This is a genomic window from Pseudomonas sp. RU47, from assembly GCF_004011755.1.
Taxonomy (GTDB): Bacteria; Pseudomonadota; Gammaproteobacteria; order Pseudomonadales; family Pseudomonadaceae; genus Aquipseudomonas.
Genome location: NZ_CP022411.1, coordinates 294410 through 311761, shown reverse-complemented (window position 1 = coordinate 311761; position 17352 = coordinate 294410). Strand labels below are relative to the sequence as shown.

17 protein-coding genes are annotated in these 17352 nt (G+C 58.5%); 11 read left to right on the top strand and 6 right to left on the bottom strand.

Annotated features, from left to right (window positions below):
* Nucleotides 1-105 precede the first annotated feature (105 nt).
* From CCX46_RS01380 to CCX46_RS01365, 4 genes are all read left to right on the top strand, one after another.
* Nucleotides 106-993, top strand: a complete 888-nt coding sequence (locus CCX46_RS01380) for a LysR family transcriptional regulator (protein ID WP_127925456.1) — start codon at nt 106-108, stop codon at nt 991-993.
* 92 nt (nt 994-1085) lie between these two features.
* Nucleotides 1086-1925, top strand: a complete 840-nt coding sequence (gene fdhD / locus CCX46_RS01375) for a formate dehydrogenase accessory sulfurtransferase FdhD (RefSeq protein ID WP_127925455.1) — start codon at nt 1086-1088, stop codon at nt 1923-1925.
* Complete coding sequence (locus CCX46_RS01370) at nt 1922-4270, top strand: FdhF/YdeP family oxidoreductase (protein ID WP_034151893.1); 2349 nt, start codon at nt 1922-1924, stop codon at nt 4268-4270. The genes fdhD and CCX46_RS01370 overlap by 4 nt, the downstream gene beginning before the upstream one ends.
* A 328-nt stretch (nt 4271-4598) precedes the next feature.
* Complete coding sequence (locus tag CCX46_RS01365; protein WP_095120808.1) at nt 4599-5081, top strand: glycine zipper domain-containing protein; 483 nt, start codon at nt 4599-4601, stop codon at nt 5079-5081.
* A gap of 67 nt (nt 5082-5148) precedes the next feature.
* Here the strand turns inward: CCX46_RS01365 and CCX46_RS01360 are convergent, their stop codons facing one another.
* From CCX46_RS01360 to CCX46_RS01345, 4 genes are all read right to left on the bottom strand, one after another.
* Nucleotides 5149-5580, bottom strand: a complete 432-nt coding sequence (locus CCX46_RS01360) for an acyl-CoA thioesterase (RefSeq protein ID WP_127925454.1) — start codon at nt 5578-5580, stop codon at nt 5149-5151.
* A 143-nt stretch (nt 5581-5723) separates the two neighbouring features.
* Complete coding sequence (locus CCX46_RS01355; RefSeq protein ID WP_127925453.1) at nt 5724-6950, bottom strand: 3-hydroxyacyl-CoA dehydrogenase; 1227 nt, start codon at nt 6948-6950, stop codon at nt 5724-5726.
* Between the two features lie 132 nt (nt 6951-7082).
* Nucleotides 7083-9017, bottom strand: a complete 1935-nt coding sequence (locus CCX46_RS01350; protein ID WP_127925452.1) for a RecQ family ATP-dependent DNA helicase — start codon at nt 9015-9017, stop codon at nt 7083-7085.
* 180 nt (nt 9018-9197) lie between these two features.
* Nucleotides 9198-9701 carry a polysaccharide deacetylase gene (locus CCX46_RS01345; protein ID WP_127925451.1) on the bottom strand — a complete coding sequence of 168 codons (504 nt, stop codon included), beginning with the start codon at nt 9699-9701 and terminating at the stop codon, nt 9198-9200.
* 303 nt (nt 9702-10004) lie between these two features.
* On the opposite strand from CCX46_RS01345, the gene CCX46_RS01340 reads away from it, so the two are divergent.
* The 6 genes from CCX46_RS01340 to CCX46_RS01315 all read left to right on the top strand — a co-directional run bounded on the left by CCX46_RS01340 (nt 10005) and on the right by CCX46_RS01315 (nt 13662).
* Nucleotides 10005-10280 carry a hypothetical protein gene (locus CCX46_RS01340; protein WP_007917948.1) on the top strand — a complete coding sequence of 92 codons (276 nt, stop codon included), beginning with the start codon at nt 10005-10007 and terminating at the stop codon, nt 10278-10280.
* A gap of 94 nt (nt 10281-10374) precedes the next feature.
* A complete protein-coding gene (locus CCX46_RS01335; protein WP_127930340.1) occupies nt 10375-11517 on the top strand; it encodes a hypothetical protein in 1143 nt (380 codons plus the stop codon).
* Between the two features lie 362 nt (nt 11518-11879).
* A complete protein-coding gene (locus CCX46_RS01330) occupies nt 11880-12179 on the top strand; it encodes a hypothetical protein (RefSeq protein ID WP_127925450.1) in 300 nt (99 codons plus the stop codon).
* Between the two features lie 156 nt (nt 12180-12335).
* Entirely contained in the window at nt 12336-12779 is a 444-nt protein-coding gene (locus tag CCX46_RS01325) for an antitoxin PaaA2 family protein (protein WP_127925449.1), read from the top strand.
* Complete coding sequence (locus CCX46_RS01320; RefSeq protein WP_127925448.1) at nt 12779-13051, top strand: type II toxin-antitoxin system RelE/ParE family toxin; 273 nt, start codon at nt 12779-12781, stop codon at nt 13049-13051. The genes CCX46_RS01325 and CCX46_RS01320 overlap by 1 nt, the downstream gene beginning before the upstream one ends.
* Before the next feature lie 131 nt (nt 13052-13182).
* A complete protein-coding gene (locus CCX46_RS01315) occupies nt 13183-13662 on the top strand; it encodes a helix-turn-helix domain-containing protein (protein WP_095120818.1) in 480 nt (159 codons plus the stop codon).
* Between the two features lie 66 nt (nt 13663-13728).
* Here CCX46_RS01315 and CCX46_RS01310 read toward each other — a convergent pair whose 3' ends face one another.
* A complete protein-coding gene (locus tag CCX46_RS01310) occupies nt 13729-15270 on the bottom strand; it encodes a phosphoenolpyruvate carboxykinase (protein WP_007917942.1) in 1542 nt (513 codons plus the stop codon).
* 181 nt (nt 15271-15451) lie between these two features.
* Complete coding sequence (gene hslO / locus CCX46_RS01305) at nt 15452-16354, bottom strand: Hsp33 family molecular chaperone HslO (protein ID WP_127925447.1); 903 nt, start codon at nt 16352-16354, stop codon at nt 15452-15454.
* 105 nt (nt 16355-16459) lie between these two features.
* On the opposite strand from hslO, the gene CCX46_RS01300 reads away from it, so the two are divergent.
* Complete coding sequence (locus tag CCX46_RS01300) at nt 16460-17260, top strand: phosphatase PAP2 family protein (RefSeq protein ID WP_127925446.1); 801 nt, start codon at nt 16460-16462, stop codon at nt 17258-17260.
* The last annotated feature ends 92 nt before the right edge of the window (nt 17261-17352 follow it).

The window sequence follows — 17352 nt, the reverse complement described above, 5'->3', positions numbered from 1 at the left end:
TCCAAGCCTAGACCACCGCAGACAAACCCGGTTCCAAGCCGACCAATGACCCTGCGATCACGCAAGCGGTAGAATCTGCCATCCTTGTCAGCGCCCGGAGCGAAGATGGACATCAAGCAGCTGAAATTCCTCATCGCCCTCGACGAAACCCGCCACTTCGGCCAGGCCGCCGCGCGGTGCCACATCACCCAACCCACCCTGTCGATGCGCCTGCGCAGCCTCGAAGAAGAGCTCGAGCTGCCGCTGGTCAACCGTGGCCAGCGTTTCGAAGGCTTCACCGCGCCGGGCGAGCGGGTGCTGGCGTGGGCGCGCTCGGTGATGGCGGCTTATGACGGTTTGCACGCGGAAGCGGCGGCGTGTCGCGGCAACCTCATCGGCACGCTGCGACTGGGCGTGGTGCCGCTGTCGAGTTTCGATCCGTTGCCGTTGATGCAACGCCTGCATGCCGCACACCCGAACCTGCGTTTCGAAATGTCGGCGCTGAGTTCTGAACAGATCCTCGAACACCTGGCGAACAACCGCATCGACCTCGGCGTGTCCTATCTCGATCGTCTGGACAACGAACGCTTCGAGTCCCTGGCCTTTAGCGAAACGCGCATGGGCCTGCTCTACGACCAACGCTCTTTCACCTTTGGCGACGCCCCCTTGAGCTGGGAATCGCTGATCGAACTGCCGCTGGGCATGCTCACCAGCGGCATGCACTTTCGCCAGTCCATCGACCACAACTTCCACAGCCGTGGCCTGACCCCGCAACCGTTGCTGCAAACCGACGCCGTGCATCAATTGTTACAAGCGGTACACGGCGGCTTTTGCTGCGCGATCATGCCGCTCGACGGCGGTCTGGAAAAACTCACCGACCACCTGCGCCTGCAACCCATCGAAGACGCGCAAACCCTCGCCCCGCTGGGCCTGATCATGCGCCGCGGCGCCCCGCGCTCGGCGCTGGCCGAGGCCTGTTTCGCGCTGTATCAGCAATCGCCAGGCGACGCTTGATCGACGGCATCTATCGATAGATCGACAGTAGCGATTAGACGCGACAAGTTGCCGCGCCTAGTCTTAACGTTGATCAAACCGTCGGTGATGCCATGAACGCCAAGCGCCCAGCCTGCGCGGCGCCAGCAATCGAAACGCCCGCGCCCGCCGCCAGCCAGACGTACAGTTACAGCGATTTGCCCCGCGAGGAATCGACCAGCACTGCGCTGGCCGAGGAAGTCGCGTTGGCGATCGCCTACAACGGCATCAGTCAGGCAGTGATGCTGGTGACGCCGACCGACCTGGAAGACTTCATCGTCGGCTTCAGCCTCGGCAGCGGCATCATCGAAGACGCCACCGACATCTATGACCTGCAACTGACAGGGGCCGGATCTGCGCAATACGCGCAAGTGACCATCGCCAACCGTGCGTTCTGGAATCTCAAGCAACAGCGCCGGCAAATGGCGGGCACCAGCGGTTGCGGATTGTGCGGGGTTGAAGCGGTGGAGCAGGCATTGCCCGATTTGAAAGTACTGCCCGGCGCGCCGCTGCCACCGATCGAATGGCTCGACGGTCTGCGTCAACGTATCGGTGCTTTTCAGCCGCTCGGCCAGCACTGCGGCGCGGTGCACGCGGCGGTGTTCATGAATGGCAGCGGCGAATTGCTGCTCGGTCGCGAAGACATCGGCCGGCACAACGCCCTCGACAAGCTGATCGGTGGACTGATCCGCCAGAAGATATCCACAGAAGGCGGCCTGGCGATTGTCACCAGTCGTTGCAGTCTCGAATTGATCCAGAAAGTCCTGCGTGCCGGCATCCAGACCCTGGTCAGCCTGTCCGCACCCACAGGCCTTGCCGTGCAATGGGCCCGTCGTCACAACCTCAATCTCATCCACCTGCCGCAGAAAAGTGCGCCGCGGGTGTATAGCCCCGCGATGGAGAATCAAGCGTGAGCCAACATCATCAAGCCGACCAGAAACCTGTTCCGCGCTACAAGCCTTACAAAGGTGCCGCCGGCGGCTGGGGTGCCCTGATCAGTGTGGCCCAAGCCTGGTTGACCAGCGACAACGCCCTGAAAAACCTGCGCATGATGCTCAAGACCAACCAGAACGGCGGTTTCGACTGCCCCGGTTGCGCCTGGGGCGATTCGCCGGAAAGCGGCATGGTCAAGTTCTGCGAGAACGGCGCCAAAGCGGTGAACTGGGAAGCCACCAAGCGCCGTGTCGACGCCAAGTTTTTCGCCAAACACAGCGTCACTTCGCTGCTGGAGCAGAGCGACTACTGGCTCGAGTATCAGGGTCGCCTGACCGAGCCGATGGTTTACGACGCCGAAACCGATCGCTACAAGCCGATCAGTTGGGACGACGCCTACACCCTGATCGCCAAGCACCTGCAAAGTCTGCCGAGCCCGGATCTGGCCGAGTTCTACACCTCGGGTCGCGCCAGCAACGAGGCGGCGTATCTGTATCAGCTGTTCGTGCGCGCCTACGGCACCAACAACTTCCCTGACTGCTCGAACATGTGCCACGAGGCCAGCGGTGTGGCGTTGGCGCAGAGTGTCGGCGTCGGTAAAGGCACCGTGACCTTCGACGATTTCGAACACGCCGATGCGATTTTCGTCTGGGGCCAGAACCCCGGGACCAACCACCCACGCATGCTCGAACCGTTGCGTGAAGCGGTGAAACGCGGCGCGCAAGTGGTGTGCATCAACCCGTTGAAAGAGCGCGGCCTGGAACGTTTCCAGCACCCGCAACACCCGATCGAAATGCTCACCAACGGCGACAAACCGACCAACACCGCGTATTTCCGTCCGGCCCTCGGTGGCGACATGGCGCTGCTGCGCGGCATGGCCAAGTTCCTTCTGCAATGGGAGCGCGATGCGCAGAAGGCTGGCGAACCTGCTGTGTTCGATCATGACTTCCTCAATGCCCACAGCGCCAACGTGCTGGAGTATCTCGGCGTGGTCGATGACACGCCGTGGGAACAGATCGTCGAGCAATCCGGCCTGACCCTGGTCGAGATCGAACAAGCCGCGCGCATGTACGCCAAAGGCAAGAACGTGATCATGTGCTGGGCGATGGGCATCACCCAGCATCGCCATTCGGTGCCGACCATCCAGGAAATCGCCAACCTGATGCTGCTGCGCGGCAACATCGGTAAACCCGGTGCTGGTCTGTGCCCGGTGCGCGGCCACAGTAACGTGCAGGGCGACCGCACGATGGGCATCAACGAGCGTCCGCCGGTGGCGTTCCTTGATTCGCTGGAACGACGCTTCCAGTTCAAAGTGCCGCGTCATAATGGCCATAACGTGGTCGAGGCGATCCATGCGATGGCCGAGGGACGCGCCAAAGTCTTTATCGGTCTGGGCGGCAACTTCGCCCAAGCCACGCCGGACAGCCCGCGTACGTTCGAAGCCCTGAGCAATTGCGACCTGACCGTGCAGATCAGCACCAAACTCAACCGCAGCCACCTCGCTCACGGTAAAGATGCGCTGATCCTGCCGTGCCTGGGTCGTACCGACATCGATATCCAGACCGAAGGCCCGCAAGCGGTCACCGTGGAAGACTCGTTCAGCATGGTTCACGCCTCCAACGGTCAGTTGCAGCCGCTGTCGAACCAGATGCGCTCCGAGCCGTCGATCATCGCCGGCATCGCCGCTGCCACATTGGGCAGTAAACCGGTGGACTGGAACTGGTTGGTGGCCGACTACGGGCGAATCCGCGAACTGATCGCCGACACCATTCCCAACTTCAAAGAGTTCAACGAGAAGATCAAGAACCCGGGCGGCTTCTACCTCGGCAACAGCGCCGGCGCACGCAAGTGGAACACGCCGTCGGGCCGGGCCAACTTCCGCGCGAACATGCTGCCCAAGGATCTGGTGCACGAACGCACCCGCGCGACCGGACAATTGCCGGATCTGATCCTGCAATCGATGCGCTCTCACGATCAGTACAACACGACGATTTATGGCCTCGACGACCGTTATCGCGGGGTGAAAGGCCAGCGTGATGTGCTGTTTGCCAATGAGGCCGACATCATTCGTCTGGGCTTCCGGCCGGGGCAGAAGGCCGACATCGTTTCGCTGTGGGACGATGGTCGCGAGCGTCGGGTGAAGGGCTTCACCTTGCTGGCGTTTGATATTCCGGCCGGGCAAGCGGCGGCGTATTACCCGGAAGTGAATCCACTGGTGCCGCTGGAGAGCACCGGGGATGGCAGCCATACGCCGACGTCGAAGTTCATTGCGATTCGGCTGGAAGCGGCGAGTGAGACTGGATTGATCATGGCCAAATCCGCTTAAAGCGGTGTCAGTACCGGCCTATTCGCGAGCAAGCTCGCTCCCACATTGGAATGCAGTTCAAATGTGGGAGCGAGCTTGCTCGCGAAGGCGGTGGGACATTCAATACACTTCTTCCGGCTAGCACTTTTCAACCGCCCACAAAAAAGGCCGCTTTTTCACAAAAACGGCCTGTCCGAAGTAGCTAAAGACCGGCGAAAACCGGTTAAGTTCCGGTGAAAAAACAGCAACTTGCAAAATTGTATACAAGTCGTGTTATTCGTCGGATTTCGATTGTCACGCCCAGTTCAGAGCCTCAGGATCGGCGCCGTCATCCCTTTGAGGCTCATCTATGAAGTTCTCCTCGATTCTCTTGTTGTCCCTTGGCCTGGTCAGTGGTTTTGCTTCCGCAGGCGGCACCACCGAAGCAGGTGTGGGCGGCGCATTGGGCGGGGTTCTTGGCTCGGTCGTCGGTCAGTCCTTAGGCGGCAATACAGGTTCCACCATCGGCGCAGCCCTGGGCGGCGCGGGTGGTAGTGCGGTCGGCGCCGACAAGCGCAGCCGTGGCGAAGCCGCCATCGGTGGTGCGCTGGGCGCAGCCGGCGGTAACGTGGTTGGCCGCAGCATGGGCGGCACCACCGGCAGCCTGATCGGCTCCGCAGCAGGTGGCGGCGCCGGTGGTGCGCTGGGTAACTACATGGGTAACAAAAGCGATGACGATGATCGTCATTACGATCGCGGTCGTGACCGTGACCGTGGTTATTACCGCGACCGTCATCCAGGCCGCGGCCACGCTTACGGCCACCGCAAACATCACAAGTACCATCGCGACTGAGGCCTCAAACACCTCGCTGGCCGGTAAAGCAAAATCGCAGCCCAAGGGCTGCGATTTTTTTTGCCGTTTACACCACCAGGTATTCCAGTGCCTGCCGCAGTTTGGCAGGAATCGGCACTGGCTGATTGCTCGCCCGATCGACGAATACGTGAACGAAGCGCCCGGCCGCACACGCCTCGCTTTCGCCGACCTTGAACACTGCCAATTCGTACTGCACCGAACTGTTGCCCAGCTTGCCGACCCGCAGACCAATCTCGATCAGATCCGGAAAGGCGATCGAGGCAAAGTAATCACACGCCGAACTGACCACAAACCCCACCACCTCACCGTCATGGATATCCAGACCACCGACCTGAATCAGGTAAGTGTTCACCGCCGTGTCGAAGAAGCTGTAGTAGGTGACGTTGTTGACGTGACCGTAGGCGTCGTTGTCGTGCCAGCGCGTGGTGATGGGCTGGAAGTGCGGATAGTCGGCGCGTTGTGGCATCGGGTTGGACATTGCTCAACAATCCCTGAAGTTAATGGGCGAGTCTAATTCAAAATCGCGCCGCACCCTTCGCGAGCAGGCTCGCTCCCACATTTGAAATGCGCTCTCCTGTGGGAGCGAGCCTGCTCGCGAAGGCGTCAGCACCGCCGCCAAACTTAACGATCTGCAAACCCCTTACCCTGCGCCGCCAACTCACCAATCAACCGCGCCGGTTTCCACTGATCGCCCTGGCGCGTCTCCAGCGCCAGCAAACGCTGATGAATGTCCGCCAGCCCTTGCTGATCCGCCCACGCCATCGGCCCGCCCTTGTCCGCCGGGAAGCCGTAGCCGTTCAGATACACCAGATCGATGTCGTGTGCCGACTCGGCAATGCCCTCCTGCAAAATCTTCGCACCCTCGTTGACCAATGCCAGCAGGCAACGCTCCAGAATCTCCTCTGGACCGATCTCACGGCGCTGGAAACCCAACCCTTCGCTGACCTGCAACACCAGCGCATCGACCTCAGGATCGTGTTCCGCCTGTCGACTGCCCGGCTCGTAATGGTAATAGCCATTGCCGGACTTCTGGCCAAACCGGCCCATCTCGCACAAGCGGTTATCCACCTGAACCTCCGGCGCATCCTGGCCCTTGCCGGCCAGCTCGCGTGCACGCCACTCCAGATCGATGCCGACCACGTCGTACATGCGAAACGGCCCCATGGCAAAACCAAAACCTTGCAGCGCCGCGTCGACCTGCTGTGGATAAGCGCCTTCAAGCAACATCTTGCGCGCCTCCAGCACATACGGATGCAACATCCGATTGCCGATAAACCCGTGGCAATTGCCCGACACCACGCTGACCTTGCCCATGCGTTGGCCCAGCGCCAGTGCGGCGTCCAGCGCTGATGGTGAAGTCTGCGCGCCGCGCACGATCTCCAGCAGTTTCATGATGTGCGCCGGGCTGAAGAAATGCAGGCCCAGCACTTGCTCCGGGCGCCGGGTCGCCGCGGCAATCGCATCGATATCCAGCGCCGAGGTATTACTCGCCAACAGCGCCTCGGGCTTGAGCAAGCCATCGAGTTCACGAAAGATCTTCTGCTTCAGCTCAAGATTTTCGTACACCGCCTCGATCACCAGATCGACATTGCGAATCGCCGCGTAATCCGCTGCCGCACAGACCCGCGCGATACGTGCATCCGCCTCGGCCTGATCAATCCGGCCCTGGCGCACGTTGTGTGCATAAGTCTCGGCCACGGTGGCGAGCGCCTGCTCAAGCATCTGTGGATTGTTATCCACCCACTGCACGCTCACACCGGCATTGGCCAGGCACATGACAATGCCACGGCCCATGGTCCCCGCACCGATCACGGCGGCCTGCTGAATATTGAAGGATGTCTGGCTCATGTTGTTCTCTTGTTGGCGATCCAAAGACTGGTCTCACGATAGTCAGCCAACGACGGTTTTTGAAGTTTATTACCGTGATGATCGACATTCAGCGGATGGATACAGGCGCCCTGACTCCCACAGGATTTATGTTCAACCGAGCAAATGATCGTCAGCCCAGCTCCGGACTTCGGCATAGGGATACTCTTCCAATGCGGCAAACCCGGGAATCGCCCGCGCCTTGAGCTTGGTGAACAACGGCACGCTGATCCCGCACAGAAACCGCGTCAGCCGCTCCGCCGTCGGGATGACCCCGGTGTGCTGCTCATGCCTGTGGACAAAATCGCCACACAACGCCGCAAAGTTTTTATCCACAAGCGCTGGCAATTCCGGCGGCGCCGGCAATCGCGCCACCTGGCCATGACACACCGAACAATGCCCACACTGCTGAGGTGCATTGTGATCACCGAAATACTCCGCCAGGCGATACCCCAGGCAGCGTTCGGTGGCGAACACTTCAAGCATCGTGTGGATGCGCGCCACTTCCGCCTGCTCATGCCGGGTGAAATATTCATGCAGCTCGACGCTCAGGGCATCGCTGTCAAAGTCGCTTTGCAGCAGACTGTAGACCTCGGTCATCTGCTTGCTTTCCAGCTCGACCCAGCCCTTTTCCTGAAAGTAATCGAGCGCCTTCACCACTCGATTGCGCTCGGCGGAATACTGCGAGTACATCGCCTCGAAATTCACCGTGGCCCAAGTGCGCGCGCGCGCCGAGGTCTGAATGATCGCTGCAACGAAATCCCTGCGCTCACCGTCGAAACGCTCAAGCAGCGCTTCGGGTTCCAACAGGTATTTGAAACGGTATTCGGCGTAGTAGGCATAGCGCGGCGCGATCAAACCGCGCAGCTCCAGTTGCACCAGCAATGTTTTCAGCGGCAGTGAGCGAATATTGCTCTGATCCGCCAATGGCCCGAGCAGAAACTCCCACTGCCCTTCCGGCGCCGAGGCCTTCAGTTCATCGAGTACATAGCGAATGCCATCGCGCTCCGGCGTATCACCGTAGACGAAGTTTTCCAGCACATTGAGGCTGTCGCGATTGGCCAGAACCAGACAGTCCGACGACTGCCCGTCACGCCCGGCGCGGCCGATTTCCTGACTGTAGTTCTCGATGGATTTGGGCAGGTCGAAGTGCACCACATTGCGGATGTCACTCTTGTCGATGCCCATGCCGAAAGCGATGGTCGCGACGATGCAATTGGACTGCCCGGCCATGAAACGTTTCTGGATCGCTTCACGTTTGTCATGGGCTAAGCCAGCGTGATACGCCTCAGCCTGAATGCCGTTGCGCTCAAGGTGTTCGGCGATGTGCTCGGCGGTTTTCTGCAAGGTCACGTAAACGATACTCGGCTGCCCCGCACGCTCGCTCATCCACTCCACCAGACGCCGACGCTTGTCCTGACCACGCACCGGTTCCACCAGCAGATTGAGATTGGGCCGGTAGAAGCCGGTGGTCACCACATCGTCAGCGGCGATAGCGAATTTGGCCTGCATGTCGGCAATGACTTTCGGCGTTGCCGTGGCCGTCAGCAGCAAGGTCTGCGGGATGTTGAACTGGCGTTGGTAGTCCGGCAGCTTGAGGTAATCGGGGCGGAAGTTGTGGCCCCATTCCGAGATGCAATGCGCCTCGTCCACCACCAGCAGCGAGATCGGCACCTGCTGCAAAAAGTTGCGGAAGCGCTCGTTCTTCAAACGCTCAACCGAGATCATCAGAATCTTCAATTCACCCGAACGGGCGCGGGCCATCACATCATTGGCGTCATCGCGGCTCTGCGCCGAGTCGATGCTACCGGCCGAGATACCGTGTCGCTGCAAGAAGGCCAACTGATCCTGCATCAGCGCCAGCAACGGCGAGACTACCAGCGTCAGGTGCGGCAGCATCAGCGCCGGCAATTGATAACAAATCGACTTGCCGGAACCGGTGGGAAAAATCGCCGCCGCCGAACGCCCGGCCAGTACCGCGCTGATCGCGGTTTCTTGACCGGGTCGAAACTGTTGAAAACCAAAAACCTGTTCCAGGGTGTTGTGCATTCGCTGTCACTCCATTGACTGCTGCCATGCCAACAGCCTAGCGGGCGATCGCAGCGAGTCGAGAAAAGGTCGGGGCCAAATCGATTCGGAATGATACAGCGATTACTTGAACACCACGGTCCCTGTGGGAGCGAGCCTGCTCGCGAAGAGGCCGGTCAGAACAACGCAAAATCCTGAAGTTCAGGGACGCAAAACCGCCACCCGCAACTGCTCGTTCAGCATCTGCTCATGCACGTCCTGGCTTTTGCTGGCCCACAGCGCATGGGCCGGGCTGATGTCGCCAGTGAACGCTGCCGCCAACTGACGCAGATCAGCGACGCTGCGCACACGCGGGCAGAACGGTTGCTCATCACAGTTCTGACTGGCATTGCGATAGGTGCTCAGCAGCCCCTCCCAGAGCCCATCGCGCACATGGCGAATGGACTTCAGTTGCACGTGCGGCACACCGAGTCGCTGCTCAAGCCCTTCCTCATCCAGTGCTTCGCTGGCCAACAGCGCTTTGGCGAACATCAACACTTCACCGCGCGACGCCGTGTCCATGCTCGCCTGGCTGATGAGTGCTTCCGGCCAATCAGTGCGATCGAGACGATCCAGCACCCATGCATTGCCAACGTCAGAGGCCATCGTTAAACGACAGGTGCTCAGCCCGAGCAATAAAATCGCGGCCATTCGTAGCCAGTGCATACCTAATTCCCTTTAAGCGCGTGTCAGACGTTTGGAAACGCCCTACAGATTCTGGCGCGCACGATACAGCGCTTTAGCGCGAATCGCCTGACAAACAAGTAGGAATTATTACGCCTAAGGGTTTTGGCCTGAAAAAGCTGCGAAAACACGTAGGGCATTTCCTCAAAACACGGAAAAACCCCTACGAATACTGTCCATTGCGGCTGTCTTGTCCCACAGAGAAACGCCCTTCTATAGTGGCCGGCGCGGCTGCAAACACTCTGCCGGCCCGCCCCAGCGCCTTCGAACAGGACACGCCTCACCATGATCAACCGCTATCGCCCACTCAAGACTTGCTACAGCGAAAACCCGGTGCTGCTTATCGACAGCCACTCCAGCCAGACTGACCTGATTAATGCCGCCGATCAGCGCCTGCGCGCGGCCGGTGATTTGCTGGAAACACTCTACTGCTTATGTTTCAAACAGGCTGACGTGAAAGATATTCCCAACATCGTCAATGCGCTTTATCTGCTGGTACAGGATGGCTGCGACTTACTTGAAGTTGCCAAACAAAAACCACCGCAAACAACATACAACTAAACCACATTACAAATGCGGAAACACCACCACGCTTTATTTATACATGCAACTGACACTAACTTGTTCGCTCTTACAACTAAACGAGAGCAACACCATGACAGTTTTAACCATATTTTTTTGCGGCACCGGTTCCAACAAGTTTGACACTAACCATGAAAACTTCTGGGACGGCGAACTGGTTTCCACACTGGCTTCCAACCATACCGGCCGCGAGTTCGCCGAATGGATCGTCGTTGACGGGCCCGGCAGCGGCAACCTGCAGGCCGATGACCTGTTTACCAAAACCAAGGAGTACGGCCTTACCGGCACACTGTTCGGCAAAGGCTGGGAGGAAAACGTTCAGCACGCCCTCAACGTCATCAAGGGCAAATGTGACTGGCAGCGCCAGCAACTGACCGAGGTCGAATACAACCGCCTCAAAGCCGCCGGGATTCCTATTGACGATGTCAAAATCGAAGGTTCGTGGATGTGGCGAAAGTATAACTACGGCGACCGCAGCATTACTCAACAGAAGTTACAGGAAGGGATCATCAGAACGTTCCGCAAAGATGGCATTATTCCCTCCCGCGTCAATCTGGTGGGCTGGAGCCGAGGGGGTGTAAGTTGTCATATGCTGGCCAATGCGATGTTAAAGGACAGCCAACTTAAAAACATTCCGGTGAACATCTTTGCATTGGACCCTGTTCCGGGTATCGGAAACTTCCAGGAGAACCGGGTCAAACTCGGCGCCAACGTCAAAGAATATGTCGCTTTCTATGCCCGCGATGAACGCTCCAAGGGTTTCAGTTGCGTGATCCCGCAGACCGCCACCGGCACCAAAACCAGCGTCTACCCCATGGCCGGCCGCCACGCGACCATGGCGGGCAACGCCACAGCTGACGGTGGCGTGCCTGCCAGCGCAAGCGACCTGAAAACCCTGGTGGAACCTGGCCGCGTGGTCCGTCACTACGCCGAAACGTGCCTCAAGCGCTGGGGCGTACAACTGAACAAAACCCTCAACCTGACCCAGACCGACCTGCAAAACCTCACCAACGGCATCGTCCGCGATGAAGCCCGGTACAAACGGATGCACAACATCTCCTACACCTACTTCACCGAACTGGATAAAGGCGAACGCTACGTGTCTCTGGGCAGCAAAGGCGTGCCGTTCTCGGCGGTGAAAGGCCCGATCTACGCGCCTGCGACGGGGCTGACGACGAGTGTGCTGGATGTGGCGGCGTATCGGGTTATTGGCTGAAGGCCGTGGGCGCGTGAACGGACGAAAAAACCTACAGCAATGGCCTATCTGGTATTCGTCCCATTCCTACAAGCTCAGACTCCCTTGCCGCCTATCGCGGCTTGGTAAGCCAAATCTATAGTCGTGACTGTCGCTGCCAAATCAGCGGCTCGGGCTTGGTCACCCGATTGGATCGTGTATACGCACGCGCTGTATGCTGCCGGCACTCACTTGCCTGCGGTTTATGGTGACTGTGTTTGGGACACCTTCGGGTGTGCCGGGTATGTGCGCGATCCTCACCGGTTGACCAACCCGAACACAGTCGCCTCCTGTCGCTTGGTCACGATGCGGTGGCTTCTTTCGAAGCAATTGAGGATTAAAAAATGACAACTTGGAATCAATTCACCACCGATCGCTACCGCGCCCTCGAATCCAACCTCACCGACACCAAGCCCCTGATCATCGACACAACGGCCAATCCACAAGACATCCTCGAATGCGCCGTCCAGCGCCTGCGCGCCTCCGCCGATCTGCTACGCACCCTCTACTGCCTCAACTTCAAACAAGCCGACGTCGAAGACATCCCCCACATCACCCACGCCCTCTATCTGCTGACGCAGGATGGCTGTGACCTGCTGCAAGTCGCGCAGCAGCGAATGCTCAATTGGAAGGATCCAGCCTGAAAACAATCTCAGGCAGGTGTGTTTCCGACAAGAATCGCCTGCCTCACCAACGAACGTAATTTTGGACACTCGGTGTCTACTGCCAGGAGTTGAATTTTGCAAACTACTATTGATTGCGTACGATGGACGCCACTGTTCAGCCAAGAGTTTGCCTCCATGACCACTGAAACCATTGATCACAGCACTCTCAGTCGCCTGATTGAAAACGGCTCTGTAAGAAGCACAAGTATCGTCGCCAAGCCTGGTGGCTGGACGATTCAAATTCAGCATGGCAATGAAGAACATACGCTAACAGCGCAACGGAGTGGCCAGGTGCGCCTGTTCAAACGGCTTGAAACACTGGTGACCTATTTGAGAGGACTGGGTATCAGCCAGTTCGATGTTGACGCTTCCAGCTATGACCCATCGCAAATGAAAACATACGCTCGTCCTGATCGCGCCGAAGCAATGAAACAAGCGCATGAGGCAGCCGCATATGACGAATGGTTCAAACGGCAGGTTCAGATCAGTATTGACGATCCAAGACCTAGTATTAGCGATGAAGAAACCCGCCGAATATTTGCCGCCAAGCGTGATGCCCTGCGTAAACGAGTGCGCTAATGAAGTTGATTTGGCGTCCGGAGACGCATATAGACCGGGAGCGGATTATGGATCGTATTAGTCAGGACAACCCTGAAGCAGCGGCTGACCTCGATGAGGTATTTGAATCAAAAGGGGAGCTCGCCCGACAGCGTCCAACGCTGTACAAAAAGGGCAGAGTTGAAGGAACACGGGAAATCGTCGCAACCCCCAGTTACGTCATCGTTTACACGATCAAAGACGAATGTGTGGAAGTATTGAGAGTGATGCATGCCAGGCAACAATGGCCGTGATCACGTCAGACAGTTGAGTGATGGGGCGCTCAGAAGGTTGAATGACCCAAGGGTAAACGTAGCTCCTTGCCCCCCGGTCAACTGTAATTATTCCGTTGTTATCACCCCAAAAGCGAAGGAATTTTAGCTTTATGGCCAGGAGAACCTCGCCGCTACTTCCGAAGGTTGCACGACTCTTGAACGATCTTGGTGAGCGCCTGAAACTGGCCCGTCTTAGGCGCAGACTCACTGCAAAACTAGTCGCTGAAAGGGCTGGAATGTCAGTCATGACATTACGCTCACTGGAAGCAGGTAGTGCAGGCGTCACAATGGGAGCGTACTTGTCAGTGATGCACGTACTAGGTCTCGAGCAAGATCTGAATCTTCTGGGTTCCACGGATGAACTCGGTTACCGACTGCAGGACTCCAGGCTTCTTTCCTCTAAGACTTCACTCGGCAAAAAATCAGCGAGTGAACCGAGTCTCGATATTCCAAAACAAAGAAAACTACCGACTTCACACACGAGCGTTATCGAAGCCGCATATGTGAGTGAAGACAAACTCAAGAACTTCCCAATGAATACTCACTCGCTGTCTGAATTGCTGACGCGAAAGCCCTCGCAGGGCACATAGCAAGAAAAACGCCCACAAAAAAGCCGCCCCTAAAGGGCGGCTTTTTCATTCACTACAAACCAAGTCTTACAACTTCGGCCCTGCAGCCTTGATCGCGTCGCTCACTTCGAACTTCTTGAAGTTCTCGATGAACAGACCGGCCAGTGCTTTCGCAGCCTCGTCGTACGCAGCCTTGTCAGCCCAAGTGTTGCGCGGGTTGAGCAGGTTGGTTTCAACGCCCGGTACGGCCAGTGGCACGTCGAGGTTGATGGTGTCGAGGTGTTCGGTGGCTGCACCGATCAGCGCGCCGCTCTGGATCGCTGCGATCACCGCGCGGGTGGTCGGGATGTTGAAGCGTTTGCCGACGCCGTAGCCGCCGCCGGTCCAACCGGTGTTGACCAGGTAGACCTTGGAGCCGAAGCCGCGGATGCGCTTGATCAGCAGCTCGGCGTATTCGCCAGCCGGGCGCGGGAAGAACGGTGCGCCGAAGCAGGTGGAGAAGGTCGACTTGATGCCGCTGCCGGAACCCATTTCAGTCGAGCCCACCAAAGCGGTGTAGCCGGACAGGAAGTGGTAGGCCGCTTGTTCTTCGTTGAGGATCGACACTGGCGGCAGTACGCCGGTCAGGTCGCAGGTCAGGAAGATCACCGCGTTTGGCTCGCCACCGAGGTTGTGCTCGGAACGCTTGGCAACGTGCTCCAGCGGGTACGCGGCGCGGCTGTTCTGGGTCAGGCTGACATCGGCGTAGTCGGCGTGCTTGGCGTCGTCGATGACGACGTTTTCCAGCACGGCGCCGTGCTTGATGGCTTTCCAGATAACCGGCTCGTTCTTCTCGGAGAGGTCGATGCACTTGGCATAGCAACCGCCTTCGATGTTGAACACCACGCCTTCGCCCCAGCCGTGTTCGTCGTCACCGATCAGGTAACGGCTTTCGTCGGCCGACAGAGTGGTTTTACCGGTGCCCGACAGACCGAAGAACAGGGTCACGTCGCCTTCTTCGCCGATGTTGGCAGCGCAGTGCATTGGCAGCACGTCAGCGGCCGGCAGCAGGAAGTTCTGCACGGAGAACATGGCTTTCTTCATCTCACCGGCGTAACGCATGCCAGCGATCAGCACTTTTTTCTGTGCGAAGTTAAGGATCACGCAACCGTCGGAGTTGGTGCCGTCACGCTCAGGCACGCACTCGAAGTTGGCGACGTTGAGCACTTGCCATTCTTCACGACCGGCCGGGTTGTACTGGGCCGGGTTGATGAACAGGCAACGACCGAACAGGTTCTGCCAGGCAGTCTGGGTGGTCATTTTCACGGCCAGGTAGTGATCTTCCGCCGCGCCTACATGCACGTGGGACACAAAGTGCTCTTGCGCGTTGTTGAATGCTTCTACGCGAGCCCACAGCGCATCGAACTTGTCGGCCGGGAACTTGCGGTTGATCGGGCCCCAGGCAATAGCGGCCTGGGTGGAAGGCTCTTCAACGATGAAACGGTCAACAGGCGAACGACCGGTGCGGTGACCAGTGCGAACAACCAGAGCGCCGGTATCGGCAAGCTCGCCCTCACCGCGGTTCAGGGCTTCTTTTACCAGATCATCAACACTCAGATCGGTGTACACGGCGTTATTGGCTTGCGTCATGAGGTTCCCCGTCGGCCAGTGGCCGAGTGTGCTCCAAACGTTTTGTAGTAGAAAGTCGTGCACTACTACCGCGAAAAAAGTGGGCCGGATTATGCCAGAAAAGCCCAAAAAGAGTAGGGTCCTCCCGTCGTAACGGCGAAATTCCGTCGTTACGCAGTGAATTTACCTGCGCTGAACCGTTTTAGTGCCGGGTATCTGACGGCGTGTCGACGCCTGCGCCAGCGAACAATTGAGCAATATCGGCGGCGTCGAACTCATAACGCTCGTTGCAGAACTGGCAATCGATCTCGACTTTGCCACCTTGTTCGGCCACCAGTGCCTGCGCATCCTCCAGACCCAGACTGACCAGCGCGTTGCCCGAACGCTCGCGTGAGCAAGTGCAACGGAAACGCAGGTTCTGCACATCGAACAGGCGCACCTGCTCTTCATGGTAGAGGCGGTGCAGCACGGTTTCGTTGTCCAGGCTCAACAGTTCATCGGCGGTCAGGGTGCTGGCCAGCGCAGTGATGTGCTGCCAGCTGTCAGCGCGCTCTTCTTCGTCTTTCAGACGGTCGGCCGGTAGTTGCTGCAAGAGCATTCCACGGGCGCGACGGCCGTCGGCGAACAATTTGAAACGCGTGCCTACCTGTTGCGACATGACGAAATAGTTGGTGAAGCATTCCGACAGGGTTTCGCCGTCGAGATCGACGATGCCCTGGTAGCGCTGGCCGACAGTTGGGTCGACGGTCAGAGTCAGGTCGCCGCCCGGCATCAGGTCGGCAAGGGTTGCGTCAGGTGCGATCTGCTCGGCGTTGTAACGCGCCAAGCCACGGATCTCGCGCTCGCTGGAGCATTCGATCATCAGCAGCGGGATCGGCCCTTCGGAACGTGCCTGCAGAATCAGCAAACCATCGAACTTCAGGGTGCCCACCAGCAACGAGGCTGCCGCCATCAATTCGCCGAGCAGTTGCGCGACCGGCTCCGGGTACGGGTGCTTGGCAAGGACTTCGGCGTAGCTGCGCTCAAGCGCAACCAGTTCGCCGCGTGTATCGCTGTCATCGAAGATGAAACGTTGGGTGAAATCGGTATCCGCTAGGTCGGTCATAATTTTGGGTATCTGAATGTGGTGACAAAATGGTTACAAGACGTGAAAATTTGCGCTTCTTGGCACTCTTTTTGGTGCCGACTGCTCTGCCATGGGAGGCATTTTATGAACAATCCGGGTTTGTTCCAATCTAGGTGGAACCTCGGCCGGCTGGTTCTGTGCAACGTAGTGCCGTTGGCGCTACTGGCTTTCTGGTTATGGCCTACGGGCAACACGCTGTGTGTGATTTTCGACGAGTGGCTGTTCCGCTCGCTCAATGCACCGCTGGCCAGCAACCCGATATGGCTCCACATCTGGGCAATTGCAAGTCTGCGTCCGTTCGACATCGTCGTCGGCCTGATTCTGTTGACGCTGCTGATCAAGGGCGACTGGGTGTTCAAGGCCATTGACGTGCGTCGCGCGTTTTTCGGTTTTTTCTCGATCCTGCTGTTGATGGTGGTGATCCGCGCGCTGTTTTCCAAGTTCGCCGACCATATGGACTGGCAACACAGTAGCCCGTCGATGGTGCTGGAAGGTGCGGTGCATATCAGCGATTACTTCCCGCACCTGGAGAAAACCTGGGAGCTGAAGGATCGCTCGGGCCAGAGTTTCCCGGGTGACCACGCTTCGGTGTTGCTGATCTGGGCGCTGTTCATGGGGGTGTTCAGCCGCACGGTCGGCCAGTTTGTGACGATCTGGGGCCTGGCGCTGCTGTTCATGCTGCCGCGCCTGGTGGCCGGTGCGCATTGGGGTCAGGACGATTACATCGGCGGTGTGTTGCTGGCGGTGTGGGCATTGGGCTGGGGTTACTACACGCCGTTTGCGTATCACGCCTCGAACTTCTGGCTGAAGGTGACGGCGCCAATTTTTGCGTTGCTAGGCAAGCTGCCGCTGGTTGCGCGGATGAGTGTGGTGCGTAGCGCCTGATACCGAGCTGTCTTCGGCGAGGGCTGTGCCCTCGATTCGCGAGCAGGCTCGCTCCCACATTGGAATGCAATCTCCTGTGGGAGCGAGCTTGC

Coding starts and splice junctions, on each gene's coding strand:
- CCX46_RS01365 (WP_095120808.1), top strand. CDS start 4,599: ATGAAGTTCTCCTCGATTCTCTTGTTGTCCCTTGGCCTGGTCAGTGGT.
- CCX46_RS01360 (WP_127925454.1), bottom strand. CDS start 5,580: ATGTCCAACCCGATGCCACAACGCGCCGACTATCCGCACTTCCAGCCC.
- CCX46_RS01310 (WP_007917942.1), bottom strand. CDS start 15,270: ATGACGCAAGCCAATAACGCCGTGTACACCGATCTGAGTGTTGATGAT.
- CCX46_RS01320 (WP_127925448.1), top strand. CDS start 12,779: ATGAAGTTGATTTGGCGTCCGGAGACGCATATAGACCGGGAGCGGATT.
- CCX46_RS01325 (WP_127925449.1), top strand. CDS start 12,336: ATGACCACTGAAACCATTGATCACAGCACTCTCAGTCGCCTGATTGAA.
- CCX46_RS01380 (WP_127925456.1), top strand. CDS start 106: ATGGACATCAAGCAGCTGAAATTCCTCATCGCCCTCGACGAAACCCGC.
- CCX46_RS01345 (WP_127925451.1), bottom strand. CDS start 9,701: ATGCACTGGCTACGAATGGCCGCGATTTTATTGCTCGGGCTGAGCACC.
- CCX46_RS01350 (WP_127925452.1), bottom strand. CDS start 9,017: ATGCACAACACCCTGGAACAGGTTTTTGGTTTTCAACAGTTTCGACCC.
- fdhD (WP_127925455.1), top strand. CDS start 1,086: ATGAACGCCAAGCGCCCAGCCTGCGCGGCGCCAGCAATCGAAACGCCC.
- CCX46_RS01330 (WP_127925450.1), top strand. CDS start 11,880: ATGACAACTTGGAATCAATTCACCACCGATCGCTACCGCGCCCTCGAA.
- hslO (WP_127925447.1), bottom strand. CDS start 16,354: ATGACCGACCTAGCGGATACCGATTTCACCCAACGTTTCATCTTCGAT.
- CCX46_RS01340 (WP_007917948.1), top strand. CDS start 10,005: ATGATCAACCGCTATCGCCCACTCAAGACTTGCTACAGCGAAAACCCG.
- CCX46_RS01355 (WP_127925453.1), bottom strand. CDS start 6,950: ATGAGCCAGACATCCTTCAATATTCAGCAGGCCGCCGTGATCGGTGCG.
- CCX46_RS01300 (WP_127925446.1), top strand. CDS start 16,460: ATGAACAATCCGGGTTTGTTCCAATCTAGGTGGAACCTCGGCCGGCTG.
- CCX46_RS01335 (WP_127930340.1), top strand. CDS start 10,375: ATGACAGTTTTAACCATATTTTTTTGCGGCACCGGTTCCAACAAGTTT.
- CCX46_RS01315 (WP_095120818.1), top strand. CDS start 13,183: ATGGCCAGGAGAACCTCGCCGCTACTTCCGAAGGTTGCACGACTCTTG.